Annotated in this window: 26 protein-coding genes and 2 pseudogenes; 14 read left to right on the forward strand and 14 right to left on the reverse strand. The window is 42.7% G+C overall.

Annotation, left to right across the window (positions count from 1 at the left end; genetic code table 11):
- Positions 1 to 32: 32 nt before the first annotated feature.
- From GKO28_RS18350 to GKO28_RS18385, 8 genes are all read right to left on the reverse strand, one after another.
- On the reverse strand, positions 33 to 998 hold the full coding sequence (locus GKO28_RS18350) for a TPM domain-containing protein (protein ID WP_182077340.1): 966 nt from the start codon (positions 996 to 998) through the stop codon (positions 33 to 35).
- The gene (locus GKO28_RS18355; RefSeq protein WP_182077341.1) at positions 998 to 1,621 is read right to left on the reverse strand and encodes a tetratricopeptide repeat protein; all 624 of its coding nucleotides are present in this window, start codon (positions 1,619 to 1,621) and stop codon (positions 998 to 1,000) included. Before GKO28_RS18355 ends, GKO28_RS18350 begins: the two co-directional genes overlap by 1 nt.
- A gap of 275 nt (positions 1,622 to 1,896) precedes the next feature.
- Complete coding sequence (locus tag GKO28_RS18360) at positions 1,897 to 2,115, reverse strand: hypothetical protein (protein WP_182077342.1); 219 nt, start codon at positions 2,113 to 2,115, stop codon at positions 1,897 to 1,899.
- 21 nt (positions 2,116 to 2,136) lie between these two features.
- A complete protein-coding gene (locus tag GKO28_RS18365) occupies positions 2,137 to 2,280 on the reverse strand; it encodes a hypothetical protein (protein ID WP_182077343.1) in 144 nt (47 codons plus the stop codon).
- Positions 2,281 to 2,359: 79 nt separating this feature from the next.
- Positions 2,360 to 2,866 carry a 2'-5' RNA ligase family protein gene (locus GKO28_RS18370; protein ID WP_182077344.1) on the reverse strand — a complete coding sequence of 169 codons (507 nt, stop codon included), beginning with the start codon at positions 2,864 to 2,866 and terminating at the stop codon, positions 2,360 to 2,362.
- Positions 2,867 to 2,952: 86 nt separating this feature from the next.
- A complete protein-coding gene (locus tag GKO28_RS18375) occupies positions 2,953 to 3,273 on the reverse strand; it encodes a hypothetical protein (protein WP_203564272.1) in 321 nt (106 codons plus the stop codon).
- Positions 3,274 to 3,353: 80 nt separating this feature from the next.
- Entirely contained in the window at positions 3,354 to 3,638 is a 285-nt protein-coding gene (locus GKO28_RS18380; protein ID WP_182077345.1) for a hypothetical protein, read from the reverse strand.
- 340 nt (positions 3,639 to 3,978) lie between these two features.
- Positions 3,979 to 4,338, reverse strand: coding sequence for a DUF6404 family protein (locus GKO28_RS18385; RefSeq protein WP_203564273.1), 360 nt, complete (start codon positions 4,336 to 4,338; stop codon positions 3,979 to 3,981).
- A 550-nt stretch (positions 4,339 to 4,888) separates the two neighbouring features.
- Between GKO28_RS18385 and GKO28_RS18390 the strand changes: the two are divergent.
- The 14 genes and pseudogenes from GKO28_RS18390 (at position 4,889) to GKO28_RS18455 (ending at position 17,840) form a co-directional block, all read left to right on the forward strand.
- Positions 4,889 to 5,871, forward strand: a pseudogene (locus GKO28_RS18390) (IS481 family transposase).
- A gap of 108 nt (positions 5,872 to 5,979) precedes the next feature.
- On the forward strand, positions 5,980 to 6,951 hold the full coding sequence (locus tag GKO28_RS18395; RefSeq protein ID WP_203564274.1) for a DUF932 domain-containing protein: 972 nt from the start codon (positions 5,980 to 5,982) through the stop codon (positions 6,949 to 6,951).
- Positions 6,952 to 7,322: 371 nt separating this feature from the next.
- Positions 7,323 to 7,966 (forward strand): annotated as a pseudogene (locus GKO28_RS18400) (recombinase family protein).
- Positions 7,959 to 8,234: an HU family DNA-binding protein gene (locus GKO28_RS18405; protein ID WP_182077347.1), complete on the forward strand. Its 276-nt coding sequence runs from the start codon at positions 7,959 to 7,961 to the stop codon at positions 8,232 to 8,234. The pseudogene GKO28_RS18400 and the gene GKO28_RS18405 overlap by 8 nt, the downstream one beginning before the upstream one ends.
- Positions 8,235 to 8,739: 505 nt before the next feature.
- Positions 8,740 to 9,348 carry a hypothetical protein gene (locus tag GKO28_RS18410; RefSeq protein WP_203564275.1) on the forward strand — a complete coding sequence of 203 codons (609 nt, stop codon included), beginning with the start codon at positions 8,740 to 8,742 and terminating at the stop codon, positions 9,346 to 9,348.
- A gap of 86 nt (positions 9,349 to 9,434) precedes the next feature.
- A complete protein-coding gene (locus GKO28_RS18415; RefSeq protein WP_203564276.1) occupies positions 9,435 to 11,366 on the forward strand; it encodes a hypothetical protein in 1,932 nt (643 codons plus the stop codon).
- 214 nt (positions 11,367 to 11,580) lie between these two features.
- Positions 11,581 to 12,861 (forward strand): hypothetical protein, encoded by a 1,281-nt coding sequence (locus GKO28_RS18420; RefSeq protein WP_203564277.1) that lies wholly within the window; start codon positions 11,581 to 11,583, stop codon positions 12,859 to 12,861.
- Positions 12,862 to 12,877: 16 nt separating this feature from the next.
- Positions 12,878 to 13,531, forward strand: coding sequence for a hypothetical protein (locus GKO28_RS18425; RefSeq protein ID WP_203564278.1), 654 nt, complete (start codon positions 12,878 to 12,880; stop codon positions 13,529 to 13,531).
- A gap of 60 nt (positions 13,532 to 13,591) precedes the next feature.
- Positions 13,592 to 14,071 (forward strand): hypothetical protein, encoded by a 480-nt coding sequence (locus GKO28_RS18430; RefSeq protein WP_203564279.1) that lies wholly within the window; start codon positions 13,592 to 13,594, stop codon positions 14,069 to 14,071.
- Positions 13,998 to 15,080 carry a hypothetical protein gene (locus GKO28_RS18435; RefSeq protein ID WP_203564280.1) on the forward strand — a complete coding sequence of 361 codons (1,083 nt, stop codon included), beginning with the start codon at positions 13,998 to 14,000 and terminating at the stop codon, positions 15,078 to 15,080. The genes GKO28_RS18430 and GKO28_RS18435 overlap by 74 nt, the downstream gene beginning before the upstream one ends.
- A gap of 407 nt (positions 15,081 to 15,487) precedes the next feature.
- Positions 15,488 to 16,039, forward strand: coding sequence for an Arm DNA-binding domain-containing protein (locus GKO28_RS18440; protein WP_203564281.1), 552 nt, complete (start codon positions 15,488 to 15,490; stop codon positions 16,037 to 16,039).
- Positions 15,940 to 16,743, forward strand: coding sequence for a tyrosine-type recombinase/integrase (locus GKO28_RS18445; protein ID WP_374220750.1), 804 nt, complete (start codon positions 15,940 to 15,942; stop codon positions 16,741 to 16,743). Before GKO28_RS18440 ends, GKO28_RS18445 begins: the two co-directional genes overlap by 100 nt.
- On the forward strand, positions 16,718 to 17,068 hold the full coding sequence (locus tag GKO28_RS18450; RefSeq protein ID WP_182077348.1) for a hypothetical protein: 351 nt from the start codon (positions 16,718 to 16,720) through the stop codon (positions 17,066 to 17,068). Before GKO28_RS18445 ends, GKO28_RS18450 begins: the two co-directional genes overlap by 26 nt.
- Positions 17,069 to 17,546: 478 nt before the next feature.
- Positions 17,547 to 17,840, forward strand: a complete 294-nt coding sequence (locus GKO28_RS18455) for an AlpA family transcriptional regulator (protein WP_203564283.1) — start codon at positions 17,547 to 17,549, stop codon at positions 17,838 to 17,840.
- A 150-nt stretch (positions 17,841 to 17,990) separates the two neighbouring features.
- Here the strand turns inward: GKO28_RS18455 and GKO28_RS23085 are convergent, their stop codons facing one another.
- The 6 genes from GKO28_RS23085 to GKO28_RS18480 all read right to left on the reverse strand — a co-directional run.
- Positions 17,991 to 18,173, reverse strand: coding sequence for a hypothetical protein (locus tag GKO28_RS23085; RefSeq protein WP_374220751.1), 183 nt, complete (start codon positions 18,171 to 18,173; stop codon positions 17,991 to 17,993).
- Positions 18,125 to 18,628: a hypothetical protein gene (locus GKO28_RS18460; protein WP_182077349.1), complete on the reverse strand. Its 504-nt coding sequence runs from the start codon at positions 18,626 to 18,628 to the stop codon at positions 18,125 to 18,127. Before GKO28_RS18460 ends, GKO28_RS23085 begins: the two co-directional genes overlap by 49 nt.
- 91 nt (positions 18,629 to 18,719) lie before the next feature.
- Entirely contained in the window at positions 18,720 to 19,718 is a 999-nt protein-coding gene (locus tag GKO28_RS18465) for a restriction endonuclease (protein ID WP_203564284.1), read from the reverse strand.
- Positions 19,719 to 19,786: 68 nt separating this feature from the next.
- Positions 19,787 to 20,596, reverse strand: coding sequence for a hypothetical protein (locus tag GKO28_RS18470; protein ID WP_182077350.1), 810 nt, complete (start codon positions 20,594 to 20,596; stop codon positions 19,787 to 19,789).
- On the reverse strand, positions 20,596 to 22,203 hold the full coding sequence (locus GKO28_RS18475) for an AAA family ATPase (protein ID WP_182077351.1): 1,608 nt from the start codon (positions 22,201 to 22,203) through the stop codon (positions 20,596 to 20,598). Before GKO28_RS18475 ends, GKO28_RS18470 begins: the two co-directional genes overlap by 1 nt.
- Positions 22,204 to 22,212: 9 nt before the next feature.
- Positions 22,213 to 22,652 (reverse strand): hypothetical protein (locus GKO28_RS18480; RefSeq protein ID WP_203564285.1); only part of this gene is annotated, 440 nt, incomplete at its 5' end.

Genomic DNA, 22,652 nt, shown 5'->3' on the forward strand with positions numbered 1-22,652 from the left:
GCTCCAGAGATAAAAAGCGCAGCATGCCAGAGTCAGTGAAGAAGTTGCTGTGGTACGGCTGAACCCTTACACACCAATGGCGTATTGGTGAAGTACAGTAAAGCCAAGTCGCCACGCTCGACGATCTTAAATTGCTTACCGTATTCACTGAGCAATATGAATTCCGCATAAGCAGGACTGCTCGGCAATGAGGCTAAATATTGGCGAGACTCGGGGGTGAAAAATTGCGCATCGGGATCCATCGGCCAATGCGCCAACCATGCCAGATAGGTGTGATATGTACTTGTTGGGGATTGACCAGCAGGAAAGGCGGCTTTACTTTTTGACGTCACAATTGCTTGACTGCCTTGCTTGGAACCAAGAGCAACCGCCGCATTCACACCAGCACCACCAGAAAGATAGGCTAACTCGCGGGCCTTAACGATTGTGCGCGGGTCGAAGTCGTTGCCAATCACCGCCTCGCGCATGCGATGTTGCAATAGACGCAGCAGTAAGCGCAAACCCAGAGAGACATCCCCTGAAGCAAAGAATGTTTTCGCATGCTCTTGCACAAGATAGTTTACAAAAACATCAGGAAAAACGTCCTCTAAGCCATAACCGACCTCAACCTTTAGTCGTTGCCCTTGCAGGTCGTACAACAACAAAAGACCGCGTTGTTGACCGGTTTGCTTACCAATTTGCAATTGCGCCATCCAATCTGCCGCCTGAGCCTCAATGGTTTTATTGCCCATATCGGGCAAAAAAACCATCCGCACATCAATCCCTGATTCTCGCAAAATCCAGCCCATATACTGCTCAAAGCGCGGTATATCCCCAACGGGAATGATGCCAGTTTGATCGATGAGGTGAGCGTCTATAGGCAATGGCTTTGACGCCGAAACGGGGGCAGATGCAGTAACAAGCATGCCTGCATCGGGGGCTTGTCTGTAATGCCAAAAACCCAATGCCGATAGCGAAACCACACACAACGCGATACCACAGATGGTGCTGCGACTCATTATTTGTTATTATTCGCTAGATATTTCAACGCACGCTCTTCGCCTTGCGCTGCCGCTTTTTTAATCCATGCCTCTCCCAAAGCAGAGTTGACTTCAATCCCTTGTCCCGTCAAGTAATGAAACCCCAGCGCACTTTGCGCAGACCGATTCCCTTGCTCAGCGGCTTTGCGGTACAAGCTCAAGGCTTGAGCTAAGTCTTGCGGTACACCTTTACCGCTCTTATACATAGTTCCTAAGTTGTACTGCGCTTTGTCGTAGCCTTGTGCGACCGACTTGCGATACCACGCAGCAGCCTCGGCGTAATTGATTGCTGTGCCAAATCCATTGTAATAACAGAGCCCCATATTGTATTGGGCGTTGGCATAGCCTTGATCTGCTGATTTGCGATACCACGCGATGGCCGCAGCATTATCATAACCTCGAGCTAAATTGCCGATTTTATTTTGCGCAAAGGCATCACCGCTTTGCGCCGCCGCGAGCAGAGTGCCCACTGCATTTTTATCGCCTGTTTGCGCTTTGTTATACAAACTATTGGCTTGCTGCTCGGTTAATTTGGCACTAGCGACGGGCGAAACAAACAATACACTGACAACAAGCAAAGCAAACGCGACGATTTTACTCATAATTTTATGTAAGCTTAAGTTGTAAATCCGTAGCGTATTACAAGCTTACTGTCGACGCATTACTCTACGCAGCATTGTTGTTAAATCAGCGCTTTTCATAGCAAAACTACTCGTTTATACAAAAAGCTTACAAACTCCTGAATAGCCTCTTTTTCGGCTGATTGCAGCCAGTCTCTTAGGCAAGCTCTGTCGCTGCAATTTCAGTTTTTACTTGTGATGCTACTCGATTATTTTTGTGTGTACATCTAGTGTGGAGGGGCTGGAACGATAACTGCTTACTCAATGCCGTGTTGTCTCAACACATAGTAGTTGGCAGGAAACGCCCAATTTCTTGATTTTACCGTTTTGAATTTCAAAATCACGCTGTACCAACGCCGCAATAAGCGTCGATTGAGAGGAATTTCGCGGGAAAGCCAATTGCTCGGTTTTTTGGTAGAAACCACGCCGCCGTCTTTCGCGCTCGACGTCTTATTGCCGCAGTAGCCCCCGAACATTGAATATTTCGCCATCGTGGGTCAAATTTCAATCGGCGCGAACACCAACAATTCATTTTGTTGTTCTGAGCTTGAAATGGCTTTTTTTGCCAATGAGCGTAAAGCGATAACCTCCTCGTGAATGACCTCTAAATAGCCTGTCAATAATGGTTCAGGCGGTAACATTGACTCTCCTCGAATTTAAATTTTTTCTGTTACCGACCCGTTATAGACATTCAGCTAACTTCGTCATGAGTGACAAATATTAAAATCTGTAAAGGCGTTTCCCACCATATTCCTCTGGTTGGTAAAGGCTAAAACACTCAATTGATGTCATTGATGGCAATACTATTGAATCAAATAACTGATCAAGATTTTCCTTTGATTCTGCACCGGATCTAAGTGTGCAGTGCGGCTTATAGGGCCAAGGATTACTATTGAATTCAATGCCCGATCCACTGATTGCGTTATGTAGTTTGTCAAAGCGCTCTCTTTCTGGGGATAAAACATAAATCCCTGTGTTTGGAAAACGATTGATAGATAAGAAGTTTACATTTATATATTTGTATTCTTCTATGATCGGCGTGAGAAGTTCAATCACTTTTTCTAGTTTTTGACCTTCTTTGATTGTTCCAATTCCGGACGAGCCTGCCAACGTTATATCGGTAGGCCATGTCGTGTGCCCTGGGTTAAATCGTTTTCTCATTTCCAATACTAAAGGTTCAACATCCCCTTTAAGTTCTGCAATTAAGTATGTAGGTTTATCAAACATAAATTCCTAAATTGAACGAATTAGTGTTACTTCTGCATCTGACTGACTACCGCCTGTTCTCGACCCACTGCAGACATGAAAATAGTTTAGTTAATTTGCTTTGTCCAATCAGTGAACCACTCTACTGGTATTGAAATTAAATCCAAGTCTAATTTTTTCAACTGCTCTATAGGGTATGTATTTACGAGAAATAAATCCCATTGTGTATCTATGTCAGCAAGAATGGGGAGTAATGTTTCAATCTCCTCAGTGGCATCAATATCAATATATTGGCACCAAAATCTATCACACCACTCGGCTATTTGTTTATGTGGAAATGGCGAACGTGCTGGGTTTTTACCCCACCAAAGCATTTTTAAAACAGACTCTCTAGTGAAGGGCAACTCTGCAGGCGAACTAATATCCATCGGAATTCCAAGTTTAAATATTTCAACCGTTTATGGCTGCTAGCTGACTTGAGTTACGGCACCCGACCCACTGCTGACACTCAGCGGTCAGCACCATGACTGGCGGGTACATCACCCATACCTTGCAATAAACAATTAGCTCCAATCATTTCTTTCTCATTAGTCACTACCTCAAATAGCCGCAATTTTTTATCTTGGTTAAATCCAGAATACTTCACAAGATATTCTTTACATAGTTGTTTGCTACCAAACAACGCACCGGTTAAAACCCAATGCTCTGCTAAAGGTTCAATACCATCTTTTTTGTTCAAATCAATCAAGGCGGATATAGCAACTTCATCGCCTTTTTCTGCATTCTTTATCAAGGCTTCCAGTTGAGAATCAGCCGTCTCATCACTACATTTGTGAGATGGGAGTAAAAAAAATAGACCCAGAAAAAAAAAATAACTAAGATTATGAGAAGAATCAAAATCTGGCGCATCATAAGTGTCTTGGCCAATCCGGTTGAAATGACTTGTTTGACTAAAATTATTGCACCTAAGCGCCTGCTATTGGCCGACTACTCCCCGTGAACCACGTCATACCCGAAACGAGTCTGTAAATGCAATCAATGGCAGCTGCCAACTCACTTCAGAATAACGTCATAATTATCAGAATATGAATACAAAGTAGTTGCATCTTGGACTGTTCTGTTGAATTTGCTTGTTAGTTATTTTTAATTTCACACCAAGGTGTTAATTTATTTTTTTTAAAGCTGTATTTGTAATATGAGGCCATAGATAAACCAAAAAAAGCGCCGGCAAGTGTGGCCGCTGATAGCATTTTAGTCGACGGCATATTTTGTTGACCCCATAAAATGAAATACATAAACAGCCCCCAGAAAACACCAAAATAAATTCCAGCTGAAAGCGCATTATTTAAAAAAGAGTTGTAATGAGGAAATGGAACTTTAAATCCTAGTTTCCGAGCCAACTTTAAAATTGGTGGATTGTAGTTTGACTTCCAAATGCCAGCGTTTTCAAGCTCTTTAATTGCGTAATTACATTTATCTTCAAAGGTCATCATTGATTCATTTTTCCATGTAATAGTTACGACACTATCTTTTCTCAACTATTGATTTACAGTCACTCATTGAAGACGATTGTCTACTCCGCCGACTGACGTCCGTCAAAGCACAAAAATAATGCGCTTGATAAGCGTCTGCATCTATTGGCTCTAGACGAACCTCGGTTTTAATCGAGTTTGCGATAAAACAGGCTTCGTGTGCTTGGTGGTGCATTTTATTAATGTTTAGACTGAGATAATACGTTTATTTTACTAAGCACAAAAGCTTCATGGCAGTAGGTGTTGGTTTTGCAGTTTGACTTCAATTAATACTTAAAATCGATATAGTTATCGTAAATCGAGTCGGCACGCTGATTGCAACTAGTCCAATCACGTAATATTGGTTGGTTTATCTTTGAATCTCATACCCGTTTAATCGTTCCGCGCCCCAGCAAATCTTGAATAACTGTTTAGTTTCGGGTAATCATGTCCCCATGCGTAGCTGGCCCTTGTTTTTGACGAGGGACATCATGCATGATCTGATTAACCAACTTAACTCACGTCGACCAGCATGAGCAAAATCCATCCACAGGCTCGAACAACGCCACGCGTTCGGGCTGAAATTCAAGCTTCGCCATTGTCCATTGATGCACTGGCCAAGCAATATAACCTCACCAAGGCGACGGCTCGGAAGTGGAAATCGCGTACCGATACGCAGGATCGCTCGCATTGCCCGCATACTTTGCACACAACGCTGACACCTGCACAGGAAATCATCGTCGTTGAACTGCGTCGACTGCTATTGCTGCCCTTAGATGACATGCTGGTCATTACCCGAGAATTCATCAATCCTGATGCTTCTCGAGCAGGCTTGTATCGCTGCTTCTCGCGCTATGGGGTGAACAAACTTAAAGATCTGATACCCGTCGATCAAGCCGAAGCGAAGCCCACTAAAACCTTTAAAAGCTACGATCCTGGCTATCTGCACGTCGATATCAAATACCTGCCGCAGATGCCGAATGAAACGCAGCGCAGCTATTTATTTGTCGGCATTGATCGAGCTACCCGCTGGGTTTACTTCACTATCTACCCCAACCAAACCGAAGAGAGTGCGGCGCACTTTCTGCAGGCGCTACATCGTGCTTGTCCAGTTAAAATCAAAACGATTTTGACTGATAATGGCAGCCAATTTACGGATCGTTTTACCTGTAAAGAGAAGGCACCCAGTGGACAGCATCGCTTTGATCGCGAGTGTAGTCGCTTGCAGATTGAACACCGCTTGATTCCGCCACGTCACCCTCAAACTAATGGGTGGTGGAGCGTTTTAATGGCCGTATCAGCGAGGTCGTTCAGCAAACGCGGTTTGCATCAGCAGAGGAGCTCAGGCAAACCTTGGAAAATTATCTCAAGCTCTACAACCATCACATTCCGCAAAAGGCGCTGGGTCACACAACGCCAATTGCAGCGTTAAAGCACTGGTACAAAATTAAACCTGAACTGTTCAATAGACGTGTTTATGAACACTCGAGACTGGACACCTATATACATGGTTGAAAAAATAATGAAAAAATCGGGCCGCATGCTAAATTATATATGTTCAGAAAAAAATATACATCTGCACAGGTATATATTTAACAATTAGGTTTAAATCAGGAGGTGTATGTGGAAGATAAAGTTCAACTAATTGAAGAAGTTTCAGTCTGGCGCACTAGAGATGTGAAATATCTTCGAGGTAAATACGAAAATATTATTAGATATATCCCATCTTTTGAATTGAGAGATTTTATTGGCGAAGAACCTGAAATAGCAAATCCATACTATAAAGCAGTTATGAGATTGCCTTTATCACCTATGGAAAAAGTAATTCCGGTTGGAATTGTGTCGAACACATATACACTAGCACCGCATTTGGAAGTTGCTCGTCTATGTGTAGAAACAATCAAAGATTTTGGTATTGATATTAATAGCTTGCAGTGTGAGCTTGGGTTGTCAACCTTGGGCGAGTGGATGAATTTCCGCATCTACTTTCCAGAGAGTTATGACTTTATTGCGACCGATAAAAATCCAATGCAATTGCGCTTGGAGTGCTTCAACTCTGTTGACGGCAGCAGTAGGTTAGTTTTATTGTTTGGTTGGTATAGGTTTATTTGTTCAAATGGCATGGTAATCGGAGAAACAATTTCAGAATTAAGTGATGTACATAATAAATATATGGACATTGGTAAGATTAAGGTAATTGTTACTAAGGCGATGGATCAGGTTAATAAAGACAAGAAAACAATGACGCAATGGCAAAAATTATCTGTAAGTGAAGACAATATTGCCAATTGGGTTGATTCAACGGTTGCTAATAAGTGGGGAAAGAAAGCAGCTTTTAGGGTTTTTCATATTTGTATGTCTGGGCACGATGCAAAATATGCTGATCCATTCGAGATGGAATGTCCATCTCAAAAGACAGCAATTAAATTGAATGCAGTGCTAGGTTCACCGCTAAAATCAATGAATTTATACGATGTTAGTCAGGCTTTGTCTTGGGTTGCAACTGGTAGAAATAATGCCGAAGAAAAAACACAATGGCAGGCAGAAATTCCTCAATTAATAGGTGAATATTCCAAAATGTCTGTTGCTCAATAGAGAAATTCTGAATCAGATCTGTCATTTTCATAAGACTATTACACTAATTTACTGGGCAAAATGCCTGTTGTGCAGGCCTCTTCTGACAATTTTGTGTCAGCAGAGGCCTGCACCAATCTCAACTAAGCTCAATTCTCGTGCGCACAAAAGATAGGATGGTTTCTTTGCAGAGTAACAGTGCCATATTTGTAAATAAGGAGATCCCAGGCAAATCTGAATATTGGAAACAGGCCAAATTAGCGAATCAAGCACACGTCAAGTACGACACAACTCTGTGCGCAAATTCAGACGTGGCGCTAAGAATGCGAAAAAAATTAGCTCATTAGGAATTTGAATAGCCAAGATACCTATACTCAAATTGGCCGTGCCTCATGAAAGTTGCCAGAATCTATCTGCGCGTCAGCACTGACGAGCAAGACCTGACCCGACAAGCCGAGATCGAACATAGCACTCGAGCGGCTGGTTTTTTACATTGCAGGGGTGTATCGTGAAAAAGCATCCGGCGCGCGTGCCGATCGACCCGAGCTATTACGACTGATTGCGGATCTGCAACCGAATGAAGTTGTCGTGGCTGAAAAAAATGGATCGAATTAGCCGCTTACCTTTGGCTGAGGCGGAACAATTGGTTGCATCGATCCGCGCTAAAGGAGCAAAGCTGGCCGTACCTGGTTTAGTCGATTTATCTGAGTTTGCCGCAGCGGCAGATGGCATGTTTAAGATTGTGTTGGAATCAGTACAAGAGTTATTGCTGAAGCTTGCTCTGCAAATGGCTCGGGATGATTATGAAACTCGTCGAGAACGCCAGCGCCAAGGGGTGCAATTAGCAAAGGTAGCTGGAAAATATACTGGTCGCCGATCAGATCTAGTAACACACCAACGTATCGTCGCATTGCGAACATCGGGGCAAACGATTAAACGCACTTCTGAGTTGGCCGGTTGTAGCGAAAGCCAGGTCAAACGCATCTGGGCACTTCATCAACTTCAAATATCACCATCAGGATCGACCCATGAATAAAGCAGAATTGATAACCGCACTTCAAAATCACTCAGGCCTAGCCAATAAAAAAGATATTGAAGCGGTGCTTGAAGGTTTGTCTGCCGTAATTACTGAAACGCTGAAAGCGGGTGATGACGTGACCTTGATTGGGTTGGGAAAATTTTCTGTCCAAGCGAAGCCTGAGCGCCAAGGTCGTAATCCAAAGACTGGCGAGGCGTTGACGATCGCAGCTTCGAATTCCGCGAAATTCACGGTAGCCAAAGCGCTTAAAGATGCATTGAATTGAAAATGCTTATTGGGTCGGTTCCGTTTAAGTGATTTTTCGGTGCTAGTTCCGTATGTGAAAGTAAGATGTGAAAAACAGGCCAGAGTAGGCCTGTTTTTGTTGGTTCCGTTAAGGCACACCTTATTGAAACTAACGATTTAATGCAGTTGCTTGTCTAAAAACTGGAAAACTCACTCAGCCATAAAATTGCTTAGTCTGAACTGCATTATTGAGACGCAGCCAAAGTACGACTACGTGTAAAGGACTTGAGAGAGCAATTTGGAAGTCTCCAATTTCAATGAGCGACACTGAGGACTTTCTGTAATCATGTGTTGGCTAATAAGTTGTCTCCACACCCAAAACCTTACGTAGAACTTTTACCACATCCTAACTGAAGGTCTACTATGTATTAATTACCCAATTCAATTAATTTAAAAATTATTCAAAAGCAAACACTAGGATTTAACTGTTTTGTATAACTGCCAAAACATTCATTCCTGGCCATTGAACTTAAGGGCGCTGTAGCATGGCAATGAAAGAATCCAGAACTGCAAGTCAAATTTTCAAAAAAGGATTCATGGAGCCCTATCTTCGCTCCCATGATAAGCCTTTTATTAAACTTTTAAATTGGTATACAGGTTTCGGTAAAACTTATACTGCAGCGGTTTTTGCTATTGACCTATACGTAAATTGCGATGTTATCCCCGTATTCATTGCTCCACTGCAATCACTCATCACCGGCTTTTCAAATGACGTTCAGGCTCATAACAACAATCGCGAATATGCCGACGACATTGAGAGCGCAATTTTAAAACGTGGCGCAGCTGTTCCTGTTTATCGCCTATATTCTGTCGATTACCATTTGAATGACAGAACTTTTTTTGAGGCCGCATTAGCCCTTGTTAACTGGTTAGAAACCAAACCAGAAATTACCTCACAAATGGAGCGTGGTGAAAAACAAACTGCCACAAACAAAGGGGTGATAGCTAGACTTACAGAATTACGAAGTAAATGCAAAATTTGCAGTACATCGCAGTTTTTATCGATGCCCCCCTCAGACGATACCTATGAAGATACCAAAGCTGCATATATCTTAAGGCAGCAAGCAGAGCACGTACAATTGCGGACGGCGTAACATGCAAACTGATTGCGTTAGATGTTAGTACACGCGCGGCAAACAACCCAAATGACCGTCACATGAGGGTCTCACAAGTAGCAGAGATGGTTCGTCGCCTACATCCTTTACAGGCGTTCCTTGACTCCCCTGGTATTGTCGTTTGCACAGCATCCAAAGCACAAGTAGCACACAAAGTATTCGACTTCGATGACACCAAGGGGACTTTTCGTTGGCAGAGTTTTGAGAACTTACCACTTTTTTTGGAGGAACTAAACCGAGACGATAGTCAACTAGGTCGCCGCGTCTCTCGTCGACCAGACTCCGCTCGTGTAGTTACGTTTGTAGATGAGGAAGAAGACTCATACTGGTATCTATTCGACCAACGAAAATCTATCGTTAATTCTGAAGGTCGCAATGACCTTAATATAGTAATTACCGAATTTTTTACTCTATTTGACCTTAAATGGCCCCTTGCTTTTGAGGGTAGAGATGGCCAAGGCATATCACTGGCAAAAAAAGTTTACGAACACTTAGAGGAATTTGCCCAAGTTAGTGAAGGGGTCTATCGCGACATTGCTGTTGCACAAAAAAATGGCCCTAAATACGTACCCAACGAACGTCGTATTGCAATTTTTCGAAAAGCCTTAGCGGATAATTTCCCCAAAACGGAAGCCAAGCTAAGCGACGCAGAACTGCTCAAAATACTGCAAGAGCTACTCGATAAGAACGATGTTCAAAATAAATTTAAGAGATTCCAACAAAAAGCACGTGTATTGGCGCTACTGCGTGGATATATAGCTAAGATTACCCCCCAAAACATGAGTAGTTATGAAAAATTTCGTGAGCTGCGTGACCTAGTTTTCGACAAGAAATTTTTCACAATGAATAGGTCAACATACGGGGAAGTACTCGACCAGCCTGGGCAAACATTTTTCAATGAGTCTGCAAGTGTTATTGATACTGAATTTTTAAGTCAGATAGAGCTGCGACGAGATACAGCAGACCAAACAATTCGACTCATATACCATGAGAATGAAACTCCGCAAGGCGTATACACATTATTGTATTACTTAGAACTGGTGCTTTTCATTGCTCGCGTTCTGGCTGTTCGCGGAGGTGATAACGAAGCTGAATTCACTAAATTTGAAATTGAACGATATTCAAATCTTTATAATTTTCGGAATGATATACGCCGTTTGTTTAAAGACTCAATTACTACTGAAGGCATACATCAGGATACGAGTAGTGACGAGCTTCTAGCGGATGATTTCTTCTTCAACAAAACAAAGAGTGTCGTGACGCTTGAGGAGAGTCGTCGTCAAGCAGACGAATACAATCTGCCAGCTGACGTTAGTTTGACCTTAACAATTACAACACTACGTGCAACACCAGAAGAGGATATTGTTCGGGCACTCGGCCGCACCAATGGTGTGTATTTAATGAGTGCAACAGGTGGACTTTCCAGCGCATCTTCAGGGGCCTTCAATACAAAGCAATTACGACGAATTATTCTGGAAAAAAACGGATTTTTTGACGACATGTCTGAAGAAGAATTGAACATCGTCGCAGAAGAAGCACTTAAATTAGTAGGTAATCGAGAACGCCAAGTAACAATACTAAATGATGGAGCCCCTGCAACTGGGTTCGGTGTCTCTTCGGGGTACCGTGGATTAATTGCAGCATTCAAATCAGCGAGTCCAAAAAAAGGTGACTCTGGTTACTCCTTACTAAACCAACATAAGCTCAATGAAATAGAAGGTTTAGTCGCAAGTTTAGACCGCCTTCTTTCCAGCTCAATCCGCTCAGGTCTTGTTCTTTGCCAAACGGTTAGTCATATTCAAAAATGCCTCATTCAATTAAGCAATCAGAACGTTAATTGGATTCAACAGAAGACTCCAAATCACTTCGTAATAAAGACTAACTACTTGCCTGCATATCGGAACATGGGTAACACCGACGATATCACTCTAATACTACTATATAACGCACAGAGTTTCCCGAAAAAAAGACACTACGAAAACTGGAGCCTTAAGTGAGGTCGACGATGAAGGTCAATTCAATCAAGAACTAATAGATGCTCTTGAAATAGCAGACAAAAAAGTTCTCCTATGGACGGCATACGCCTCAGCGTCTCGTGGGGTCAATTTTATAACAACTGAAAATGGTAACGAACGTGACTTTCAACTATTTTGCTTGCTAAATGACCCATTTCACACCCGTCATACGCGGCCAAGCAGTCGAGGGTTCTCAATGGAAATGTTTCAAAGTTTCGCTCAGGTAGTTCGAGACGAAAATGATGACTGGGCGACAATGTCAAAAGGAGATTTACTTTTTCAGTACTCACGAAATCGTTGGAAGCGACTACGTAAAGAGCATTTCATAGACATTACCCGAACCATTTTCCAGGCACTAGGACGTGGCGAACGACGCTCCAAAGAGAAAATGCCTCAGCAGTTAATTTTTGTCAGTTCTGAGGCTGCGCGAACAGTTAATTTAGGCTTAAAACACGTCGGAGAACTCCGACGGAGAGCATCCCCTGCACAACGTGCAGTTTTACTAGCTCTTGAAAAACATAATCAAGAAACTGCAATATTTTTAACAAGTGAAGAACGCAAGCAGCACGAAGCTAAAAGCTTGAAGCTCGCAATAAGATTTAGAAACTATACTAGTGACCTACCTAAACGGTTCCGGTCTGAATCTGTAGCGCGAAGTACATGGTCGAAATTATTCGACCGTACAATGTTCACAGTTCCCGAAACATATTTGTCAAAATTACGAGTTGCGGGAGTCGACCCAGCATTCTTAGATGCATGCTACTTCGATATTCCTCTAGCTGCGGAGGCATACACAAAAGATGTGAGCATGGCTGGAGTGACTGAGGCGATAATTACCGATGCATGCGATGGTTCAGACATCTTTAATTGGGTTGCAAACTTAGTTCCATCAGGGCTTAGCGCCGAACTATCATCAAATACTAAATCACTACTAAAAAAAGTAGATGGATTTGAAATTAACACCCCAGTAGGCAAGCGAAAACTGCTTCCACAACCCTGGTTTGTTGTGGAAATTATGAAAGGGTATATAGCCGAACTTGAATTTGAAGAATACGTGAGAAGACAGTTTGGTATATCACCAGACCAACTGTCGCTTGACACAAGCGCTATCAAATACATTAATTTGTCTGTTCACCATAAAAGTGCGGAACTCTATCAGCTCTACGATTATTACCTTGAAGTCGGTGATGAGCTGGTTATTGCTATTGATATAAAAAACTGGGCACGAAGCACTGACCGATTGAAAAAGGACGAGTTAAAAGCAGAGGCCGACACTAAACACGTGCGAATTCAAAATATTCTACCAAATAAGATTATTCACGCGGTATACATCAACCTATATGGGGCTCATAAATTAAAAATAACACAGCCTTCCCGGGGCAGCATTCGCTTTGTTTCACTATATGTAACAAATACTATAGGTATGGCTACTTGGGCTGTTAACGAGAATATTGCCGAGATTTTGCTCGGAAAATAAAGACTAGGAAACGTCTATGTCAATTCGAAGTCTGAGTGAAACAGCAGCAGTAGCAAAATTGAATTCTTTAGAATTTGTGACTTCAATAGAAGAAGTTGCGCAAAAGCTAGCTGAATGGCAATCCCAAAATGCCAGCCTACTGGTTCCCATCAGCATACCGTTTCCAACAGAAACGCATATCCTAGACTCTTGTGAACAACCTACAAAATTATTTGAGGCTCGTGCTAAATGGGCTCGAATTGAAATTGCAAAAAGACTTGAGATAGATGTAGAGGCTTCGAATAAGCTTTCATTTACCATGACAAACAAAGAAGTTTGGTTCCTTGGTCCGCGACCTAAACTTGATAAAGTCTCAATGTTTGCTGCAGTTCAGTCTACTCCATCTAAATTTATTGAATTGATGCTTAAAAAAGAGTTAATTGAAGCTGCGGCATTTGACCCTCAACAGACATTTGTAATCGGAGGCTTTGGACCGAGCATTTACCTTGGTAGCACCAGTCAAGCAGAGCAAAGGCGTCTTCATTTAGCGGAAGCCGAATTCTTAATTAACTCCAAGTACAAAACATTAATTTGCAATATAACCACAAAAGTGTTCGTAAAAAAATCGAGGAGTACAGACTCTCCATCTTCAGCATCTCTCTTCTTGTTGACGCTGGTGAAGGCTATATGATGTCCGTCACACGGCTTGTCCCTAGCGATTTTTTTTGAACTTGATGCTCGAAAATACCCAATGTTAGGCATTAGCTTAGACACGATAAAAATTCGTCAAACACGCTTCTATTATATAAACGTACTTTTTGAATTTGCGCAGGCTCTGTTTTCCAAAGCAGGTGTCCTCACTAAACAAAATACATTTGTTGCCAGTCACTGTGTAGATAATGGTTACATACAACTGGAATCTTTAGCTAATTTAGAAAGACCATTAATAGTTATTAATACCACAACCGAGAAAATCGATGATGAGACACTTAAACCACTTCGTCGATTCAAAGAATTTTTTCCTAATGGGTTTCATGTCTCAGGCAACAAGAAATCCCACTTTAAACCGATTGTTGTAAATGCACTAGATAGCACATTCAACGAATTAAATTTAGAAATGAATTATCTTTTTCTCAATGGACATGGGGAAAAAGAATATGGAACAGTTAGCATTGCTAAAAAATCTGCGACTCCAGAATTCAAGTCTACAAAAAACAAGTCTTGCCTATGATGCGCTAGCACGAGGTGATTCAATAGCAGATAAATATACTGAAATTAAATACAGCTATTTGATGGCTAAAAACACAGTATCTATATCAATTCAAGGATTAGATTATGCCCCTAGTGATTTAGCGTCACTACAACCTGGAAAAGATAATAGTGATAGTCGGCAGCTACAAGAAGCAGTCAAACGATGTTTAGTTGAAATTTCCTTGAAGGAGTGCTTACTTGGGTTAAAAACGATTACACCATCTCACCCATTACCTGCTGAATTGAAAACACTAGAGGTGGCACTAATTGCAACGCGACAAATACGAAGAAATGGCAAGCCTCCTAAGCAACTTATTTCAGTCGTCGACGCATATATAACATCAGAAGGCATTTCAGTCACGAAGGTACGTAGGTCCCCTTGGGCTGAAGATAATGTTGCTGCAATAGACTTTCTTTTGGACTTCCCATTCCTTCAGCCAGTAGGGAAAAAACTGATTTCAGACAAGCAATTTTGGATTGTGGATAAACACACACAAAAACGCCTTACTGTTTGGGCAGGAGCATTTGTGCCACGAATTATACTTAACAATAATTACTCCAGCGTCGAAGATGCACTAGGCGCTCAAGAGCCATACCTAGCTAATCTACGAAAATCAGGTAAAAAAGGAAAATATTACTCAAAAGGGAAAGACTTTAATCTTCTTCCATATTACATGTCGATGTACTTAAGCGAACACCAAAGGACTCGTGAACTAACAGGAACACGAATCCCGTTACAAGACTGTGGGGAATTCTTAAGAGTATTTATACCACCAGCGGGTGGTATAAACGGACCCGGAGATTCACTTTCAGGTATGCGCGATGTCATGCTGTATGAAGAAGGAGGCAAAAGCGTTAATTCAAGGCTACTAGAGCAACCCCTTGTATTATTGTATTTACACACTATGACAAACGGCATTCTTGTTGGCGGAGATAACTCAAAGATGAGCATTTTGGAGAAACTAGCAAAACTAGCATTGGAAAACTAACAACATTGGATAACTTAGTATCCCTATCAGTTACGGACATTGAATTTCAGTTCATAAGTCGAGTAAGATTTTACACCTCATCTATATATTGCCAGTTAGACCGATAGGAACTAGGCCCACTTCAAGCGCCACCATACTCAGTCATTACAAAGCAACCAAAGTGTGGGTTCAAATGTGGGGCCAGAATCCAACAAAAACAAAAAAAACCCTGATAAATCAGGGTTTTTTAGCTTTAATTAATGGCGGAGAGAGGGGCTGCCAGTATAGTCATTCATAGCAGACCAAGTCAGTTCAAATCCTATTGATTACAAAGGGTTATTGCAACACACCCCACCCAGAAGCAATCACAATAGTTCATACTATGCTAGTATTTATGCATCATAAGATGCACCATAGAGAATTGCGATATGCCCAAGAAAGCAATAGAACTAAAAGACCACGAAGTTAAAAAACTTAAGGCAAATGGGCGGTTTGCCGTGGGCGGTGTAGACGGCCTGTATTTGCAAGTCACCAATGGTTATAGGTCTTGGGTTCTGTGCGTCGCAATTGGTCACCGCACTAACCAAAAAGGAATTACCGTCGTTAAGCGCACGGCCATAGGCTTAGGTGCTTACCCTGAAATTAGTTTAAAGAAGGCGCGGATTGATGCCTTGGATTACCGTCAACAAATCAAACAAGGCATAGACCCGCTAGAAGAGAAGCGAAAAGCTAAGCAACAAGAAGCTCAATCAAAAGCCAAACAAAAAACATTCAAAGATTGTGCCACGATTTATTTGGCTAACAAAGAAGCCGAATTTGAAAACACACAAAGCATTTTGCACAATGGCACTCAACACTTGCTACGTATGTTTATCCAATTATGGGGAATATGCCAGTCTCTGAAATTACATCAGCAACTGTTATGGAAATTATGCAGCAAGTTGTATCTACAAAAGAAGGTGCAACAACTTTTTGGTTAGGAAAAAACGAAACCGCCAGCCGCGTTCGTGGACGTATTGAAGTCATTTTGGATTTTGCAAAGTTTTCCAAATTTTGCGAAGGCGACAACCCCGCAAGCTGGAAAGGCAATTTAGCTATGGCACTCCCAAAACCAAGCAAAGTGCATACAGTAGAACACCATCCAGCTCTGCCCCTCTCAGAACTAGGTCCATTTCTTCATGAATTACGGCAACGACCTGGAACATCAGCCAGGCTACTTGAATTTATCATTCTCACAGCAGCACGGTCAGGCGAGGCACGCGGAGCGTTGTGGTCTGAAATTGACCTAGAGAAGAAAACTTGGGTAGTGCCAGCCAAGCGCATGAAGAATAATAAAATCCACACAGTTCCTTTGAACGAGGCACTGATTGGCATTTTGAACTCAATGCCACGCATCGATGGAAACCCACTTATTTTCCCTGCGCCCAGGGGAAAAGTCGCGTCAGATAGTATTTTTAAAGCATTGTTTCTACGAATGAAACGCAGCGACTTCACCACGCATGGATTTAGGTCCACGTTTAAGGACTGGGCACGAACATGTACAGGTAATAAATATGCCGATGAAGTCACTGAATTGGCGTTATCACACGTAGATAGTGATGCCACACGAGCCGCGTATGCACGTAACGAGCTACTAGAGTACCGTAGAGAATTGATGGATGAATGGACTGAATTTTGCGCATAAAGTTAAACAAGCAGTTCTGAACGTATCATCTGCAACCGTGCTTCGCCACAAACAGGCGATAACCGACCGAGGTATAGCATTGAACAAACATTCTTATGACTCGGAACGCCTACTTGCGATTGCCGCAGCAAAAGTACACCAGCAAGAAGCCGACAAACTACACCGAGGCATCACGGATGGGGTTGAAGGGCTATACGCACAAATTGCAAAAATCATTTGCGCCATTGAAAAAAAGGGCGACATTGACACCTACACAGCCCAAATTATTTCAAACGCTAAATTACTAAGCCTATCTACTAAATCACACAAAACTACCGCCAATTGACTGCGAGTGAGATTTCACATGAAATCAATACAGCGGCAACCTGCCTCGCTAGTGTGCTTATACTCACGCGAATCAATACTCAGACCGAAACAAAGGTAAAAACAAAAATCATTAAAAAGGCACGGTCTGAGCAGGGAAAAAACTTAGTCGACGTAAGACATGACCAAGCTGGTGGCACGCGTGAAATACGGCAAAAGATTAAGGCCGCATGGCTAACTGGCGAATATGTTAGACGGTCCGAATGTGCACGTAAACTGGCTAAAATTCACCCGCTTGCCGAGGGAACCATCCGCAATCAGCTGAGTAAATACGATAATCCCGACCCTTGGCCAGCTAGAATGAAGGCAACTAAATAAACACAGTCAAGAATGCAGCAAAAGTTGCACGCTACTCCGTAGCGTGCTTTTTTTTGCTTAAAAGGGTGCGTAGATTGGGTTCTGCGATATTCATTCATTTACACGCAGGAGCATTCAAAACCATGCAAGCCCAACGTACTAATAATTCTCAAATGCTGCGTTACCCAGCAATTCTTAAATCCAATGGTTTTTCGCACAGCACACTACAGCGCAAAATTGCGCAAGGTGAGTTCACCCGCCCCATTGAAATCAGTGAGCGTGCAGTTGGTATTCCAGAATGGGAGGTAGCGGCAATCAATGCGGCACGTATCTCAGGGCAATCCACTGCGGAAATCAAAAACCTGGTAAAGAATTTGATGGCCGCTCGCGCATGGGCTAAATATTTTTTTAGAGTGGCCTACGCACCAGATTGTTGATTTTTCGGCGGCGATTGTGGGTAAAAGTGAAGCTGAAATAAAGTCACTTATTCATGAATTTGAAAAACGCTCAAAGTAAATCCAGCACCAAACCAACTTGAATTAACTGCAAATGTAAAAAGGGCTTGCGCGATGCTAGCCCTTTTTTTATTACATCGGCGACAACTGCAAGCAATCCCCGTAATCACGATACAAGCCCATCACGCAGCGTTGCAAGCCGACATCGCCCGACAACTCGGCCAGCGCCATCAGCGTCATATTTGCCAAGTTATTCGACTGCTTAATTACGGTAGCAAGAAAATAAATTGGAAACCCCTCAGCATTGCGCCGCACTGCATGAATACCACTATATGCACATAAGAATTCAACGGTCGCCAAGAGTAATCTTTAAATTCATTCAAATGCCGGAACAAGCCACGTGGGCCTTTGGCATCAATGTCTTTGAGCATATCGGCAATAGATGCCTGTGCGTTACTTGCCTTTTGCGCGGACTCGTTGGTTAAAGGTGCAATCAGCTTGGCAACACCCAAGTCACTCGCCGCGTACTGCAACCACAAAGCCCGAACCAGCGCCTCATACTGCAAACGTAACATTGCAACACCCGAAGTTGGCCGCCCAGCTGCCAGCATCTCACGCAAAGCACCACCATGCTCGAAGGCCAAACTACATAAACCAATAACCAACTGACTACGGTCATCATCACGAAATTTGCATGATTCCAAGTGTGAAAAAATGACGTTTTCAAACTCAATAGAACGTTGGAGTAACACCTCTAAATCACGAACCAATTTGCAACCCTTTTTGAAGCTAAATCATTTTATGCAAAATCACTCTTCGGGTAATGCCACAGTCCAAATTCGCTTCAATGGCAGTTCAGCCTTAATTTCGTCGGGAGAGTTTTTCGTAGCTGGCAAACAATTGCTCAAGCAACTCTTTGCGGCTCCATAGGCGCAATCGGAAAAAGCTACTCGCCAATTCTTTTTGCACGTTCTGCTTAAAACCACTCCACGAAACAAACAGCCCTTCACTGGCGTTGAACTTGGTCATCGCACCCAGTAATTTATCAACTGTCGGGCGGTCGATTGGACCAGATTCGGATTTCACTTCTACGCAAATACGTTGCTGACCAAACCCCATCGCGCCATTACCAGCCAAAATATCCGCGCCACCATCAGCACCTTCTGGGCTACGCCAGGTGGTATAGCCTTGCGCTTGCAGAATCGCCTCAACTAAGCGGGTTAGATGATGGCCTTTGAATTTTGCTTCAATCAAACTCGCAATTTGGTCTTGCGCCAATTCTTCCAAATCAGTCGATGCCACGTTAGCATCCATATCGTTTGCGACCACAGAACTCGACTTGATACTACCCACCACAGCCGCAGCTGTTTCTGCAGCCCAGCCCTTTTCAAACATCACCTTCAACCTTGCTTCAGCGTTATTTCGCTGAATTCGGCAAATGGTCATAAATGCGCCAAAGCTATACAACAAATCTTGACTGAAATGCGAACGTGGAATTGCTTCGCCAATCCACTTCAACGTACGAGAATGAAAGTAAGGGTCTGGGCCGGATTTGTGAAATTGGTAATCACCCGTGATTTCACCGATGTAAACCACAGCCTGTGTTTTTAGTGGCAACACAACCCAATCACCTTTTTGCATCACTTGCCCAAAAGGCCAAACTTGGCTCGACCAATTTTGCACCGCCTTCGATTTCTCACTCGGGTAGCGCGTGGCCATTTCGGCTATCAACGCCTCACGATTCGGCAACGCCTGCAAATCAACGTTGAGCCCATCCCAAGTCACATACAATCGATTTTCTTGTAGAAATTTTTGCTCATACTCGCCATGAGAGCCTGCACGAACTAGCCACACCGTCATTAAAAACTCCGCCTATTCATTTCATAATTTTAGCAGCAAGAAGGAAGCCCCCCGCAAAAACAAAAGAACTAGTCTAAACTCAAAATATCTTTAACTTCAGGCAAATCTCTGTGTGCTCGCAAATAAACAATAGCGGAACGTGATAATTTCTCAGTATCTCTCACCATTCGCCGCAATTTTGTTTTTGCCTCATCGACTCCATCATTGCATCTAATCTTTTTTACCTGCTTCTCCACTTCAATCCGTATGCCATTTCGCTCACGAACTATACGAGCCTCATGCAAGTGGAATATACCTATTGAATTATTAACCTTTGTTTTTTGCGCCTCGCTCGCTTCTGGGCTAGGAATAGGACACCCATCGTTATCAAACCATAGCAACTTTTCATCATCACAATTAAATGGGTCGAGTAGATTTGGGCGCTCATTTCGCAGCTTTTCATGGTCATTCGGTGTAAACGCCCGCTCTTCATTATTTGCCAAAGGAAAATGGCATGCTTTCCCTCCTTGAGTCTCATCAAAAACTCTACGACTATTGCAGAACGTACATGCACAGCGATAATTTTCCCAATCAAATGCCAGCCACCAATAACCATCGTGTTGCTGTTCATGCTCAACCCTATTTTTTGGCCTAAAGTGGTCAACAGGCATATCTGAACGAATCTCTTCAGCTTCGCAATACCAGCATTTTTTCTTGAGCTTATCTGGCAACAAATTGAAAAAGTCGCGCCAAATAATAGATGAACTAGCTTTTTTCAGAATAGCTTTTCTTACCTCTTGGTCAGGGGCAGCAATTAAACCATCCTTTGCCTGCTGCGCTATATCCCGCCAAGCCTGCGTCAAACACTCTTCAATATCATCCTTACAAATCCAACGCATTAGTTATTCATCTCCAACATGGAATGATATTTTTCACGCAAAAATTCAAGATAATCAGAATCATCAGTCTGGAGAGAAAAACCTAACCCATTAAGCTCCGCATTAATTCGACCAAGATATCCCTCGTCGTCCTCTGGCAAACGGCCCTCTTCACGAACAAACTTTTCTTTTGACAGGACTTCTTTTGACGCGAGAGTATTTCTAGCAATAAGCTTTTGATTAGTATCATCATCAAGCGTCGCTTGCAAACCAAACATTTCGCTGCGCAAAATTAGATTAATACCCATTCCCCGTGGGTTTTCATCGGGCATTGTTGCGTGAACTTGAAAATCATCGTCCCTCTTCATTACTTGCACTTGCTGTTTTTTGAGTTCTGCAATTGCCAAAGGGTGGTGCGTAACCATCAATAAATGACTTGTTTCATGATTAGGTACAAAGTCACGCAGAAACTTCAGGTATTTAACCGCCCAAGACGGATTTAGGTGCGTATCAGGCTCATCAAGTAAAAACAAAGAATCTTTTCCACCCGTAAATTTGAGCAAGCCCAATACGGTAAGCAATTGCTGCTCACCTTCGCTGAGTTCCCTAAAAGTAAGCGGGTCTTCGCTACTGGAAACTTTTACTCGAATAGTGACCTCAGAAATGATTTCGGAAAGTAGCGTGCTTTCGAGCATTTTGAAAAATTCGTCAGGTCTTATATTTTTTGCAAAATCGTGAAGAGCATTTACATCCGGCAAAAATAAATGAAAAAACTCGTTGCGTATGTTGCTACCAGTTAGTGATGTGTCCTCTGGACGAGTCACTTTCACGGGAGATAAGCTGTATTTGATTAAATCTTCCAGAAATCGACGTACAACGCCTTCTGCCCCCCAAAACAGCTCGCCTTTCTTTTTTGCCCAACCAGGCTTACGCATGACGAAGTGAATGCTATCCAAGCCTTCGATACCCAAATGCTCGCGCAGAAAAGCTCTCTCGGCACTATCATAATCACTTAAAAAAAACGCCAACAAAACAAATTGGCTATGCTGAGGCTTAGCATAAAATAAAGGGCGAATATCACCTTTTAAGTCCAAGTCTTTTGATTTCAGCAACCGGCGATAGAAATCAGTTCGGTGTTTTTTGAAATATTTCTCTAATCGGTCACTTGGGCCGGAATAATAAGCAAAAACGTATTTCGGTAAATAAGGTGCATTACCTTCTTTATCGCGCATCACCTTAGCAACAGGAACGGATGTCACAGCTAATGTTTCGCCAAATAAATCTGATGATTGCGCCCCTAAATCCAATAGGTTTCGAATACTAATTTCATACTGCTTTGCCAAACCACCTCGACAAGGGTCAGCATCTATCGTTATCTCTATCCAATTATCGCTTGGCTGATTTGGCTTGTGCGGCTGCCCTAATTGATAAACTAATTCATAAGAAAATGGTGGTTCTTCGCCCAAATCCAGATTACGGAATATAGCGACTAATGCCTCAAGAACATTGGATTTTCCAGAGCCATTGCGGCCAACAATAACCGTCATCAGGTGATTCTCATCGAAATCAACCTTCACCTCTTCAAGGTTTTTAAATCGAGAGCGAATATAAAGCTTATCTACTTTCATGGTTATTCCTTAGCGAGGCAAGTTGGCATCAGCCAATGAAAACCAATCCTGACCATCATCGTCTCGTTTTTGAAGCACAATCGTTTTGTCGCTAATTAAGGCCTCGCGGATTGCCAGAAAAAAAAGCTCCAACACTTCAGTTCCGCTATTACTTGGGTAACCGGCAGCGGCCAATAGCTGTTGGCCACTTAGCGGCCCTCCTGCTTGCCTTAATGCGTCAACAACGCTGATAATTTGTTTGCTCATATTTGTACCCGACTTTTTTTTTACGGAAATACGCTTAGGTTTAGGCTGATTTTGTATCGCTATACGCTCCGCGTTTATTTTATTTAGTAGCTCCTGGACACTATTTTCCCCACTAATTAAATCAGGGTTTGCTTCACGCCACTTGGCCGTTAATTCACCTCTAAAAGCGGTAGCTAATAGCGACGGAGTTAAGCGGTCGCTAG

This window comes from Deefgea sp. CFH1-16 (genome assembly GCF_016881365.1).
Classification (GTDB): Bacteria; Pseudomonadota; Gammaproteobacteria; order Burkholderiales; family Chitinibacteraceae; genus Deefgea.

Coding starts and splice junctions, on each gene's coding strand:
- GKO28_RS18350 (WP_182077340.1), bottom strand. CDS start 998: ATGAGTCGCAGCACCATCTGTGGTATCGCGTTGTGTGTGGTTTCGCTA.
- GKO28_RS18355 (WP_182077341.1), bottom strand. CDS start 1,621: ATGAGTAAAATCGTCGCGTTTGCTTTGCTTGTTGTCAGTGTATTGTTT.
- GKO28_RS18360 (WP_182077342.1), bottom strand. CDS start 2,115: ATGTTCGGGGGCTACTGCGGCAATAAGACGTCGAGCGCGAAAGACGGC.
- GKO28_RS18365 (WP_182077343.1), bottom strand. CDS start 2,280: ATGTTACCGCCTGAACCATTATTGACAGGCTATTTAGAGGTCATTCAC.
- GKO28_RS18370 (WP_182077344.1), bottom strand. CDS start 2,866: ATGTTTGATAAACCTACATACTTAATTGCAGAACTTAAAGGGGATGTT.
- GKO28_RS18375 (WP_203564272.1), bottom strand. CDS start 3,273: ATGGATATTAGTTCGCCTGCAGAGTTGCCCTTCACTAGAGAGTCTGTT.
- GKO28_RS18385 (WP_203564273.1), bottom strand. CDS start 4,338: ATGATGACCTTTGAAGATAAATGTAATTACGCAATTAAAGAGCTTGAA.
- GKO28_RS18405 (WP_182077347.1), top strand. CDS start 7,959: ATGAATAAAGCAGAATTGATAACCGCACTTCAAAATCACTCAGGCCTA.
- GKO28_RS18410 (WP_203564275.1), top strand. CDS start 8,740: ATGGCAATGAAAGAATCCAGAACTGCAAGTCAAATTTTCAAAAAAGGA.
- GKO28_RS18415 (WP_203564276.1), top strand. CDS start 9,435: ATGGTTCGTCGCCTACATCCTTTACAGGCGTTCCTTGACTCCCCTGGT.
- GKO28_RS18420 (WP_203564277.1), top strand. CDS start 11,581: ATGGAAATGTTTCAAAGTTTCGCTCAGGTAGTTCGAGACGAAAATGAT.
- GKO28_RS18425 (WP_203564278.1), top strand. CDS start 12,878: ATGTCAATTCGAAGTCTGAGTGAAACAGCAGCAGTAGCAAAATTGAAT.
- GKO28_RS18430 (WP_203564279.1), top strand. CDS start 13,592: ATGTTAGGCATTAGCTTAGACACGATAAAAATTCGTCAAACACGCTTC.
- GKO28_RS18435 (WP_203564280.1), top strand. CDS start 13,998: ATGGAACAGTTAGCATTGCTAAAAAATCTGCGACTCCAGAATTCAAGT.
- GKO28_RS18440 (WP_203564281.1), top strand. CDS start 15,488: ATGCCCAAGAAAGCAATAGAACTAAAAGACCACGAAGTTAAAAAACTT.
- GKO28_RS18445 (WP_374220750.1), top strand. CDS start 15,940: ATGGGGAATATGCCAGTCTCTGAAATTACATCAGCAACTGTTATGGAA.
- GKO28_RS18450 (WP_182077348.1), top strand. CDS start 16,718: ATGAATGGACTGAATTTTGCGCATAAAGTTAAACAAGCAGTTCTGAAC.
- GKO28_RS18455 (WP_203564283.1), top strand. CDS start 17,547: ATGCAAGCCCAACGTACTAATAATTCTCAAATGCTGCGTTACCCAGCA.
- GKO28_RS18465 (WP_203564284.1), bottom strand. CDS start 19,718: ATGACGGTGTGGCTAGTTCGTGCAGGCTCTCATGGCGAGTATGAGCAA.
- GKO28_RS18470 (WP_182077350.1), bottom strand. CDS start 20,596: ATGCGTTGGATTTGTAAGGATGATATTGAAGAGTGTTTGACGCAGGCT.
- GKO28_RS18475 (WP_182077351.1), bottom strand. CDS start 22,203: ATGAAAGTAGATAAGCTTTATATTCGCTCTCGATTTAAAAACCTTGAA.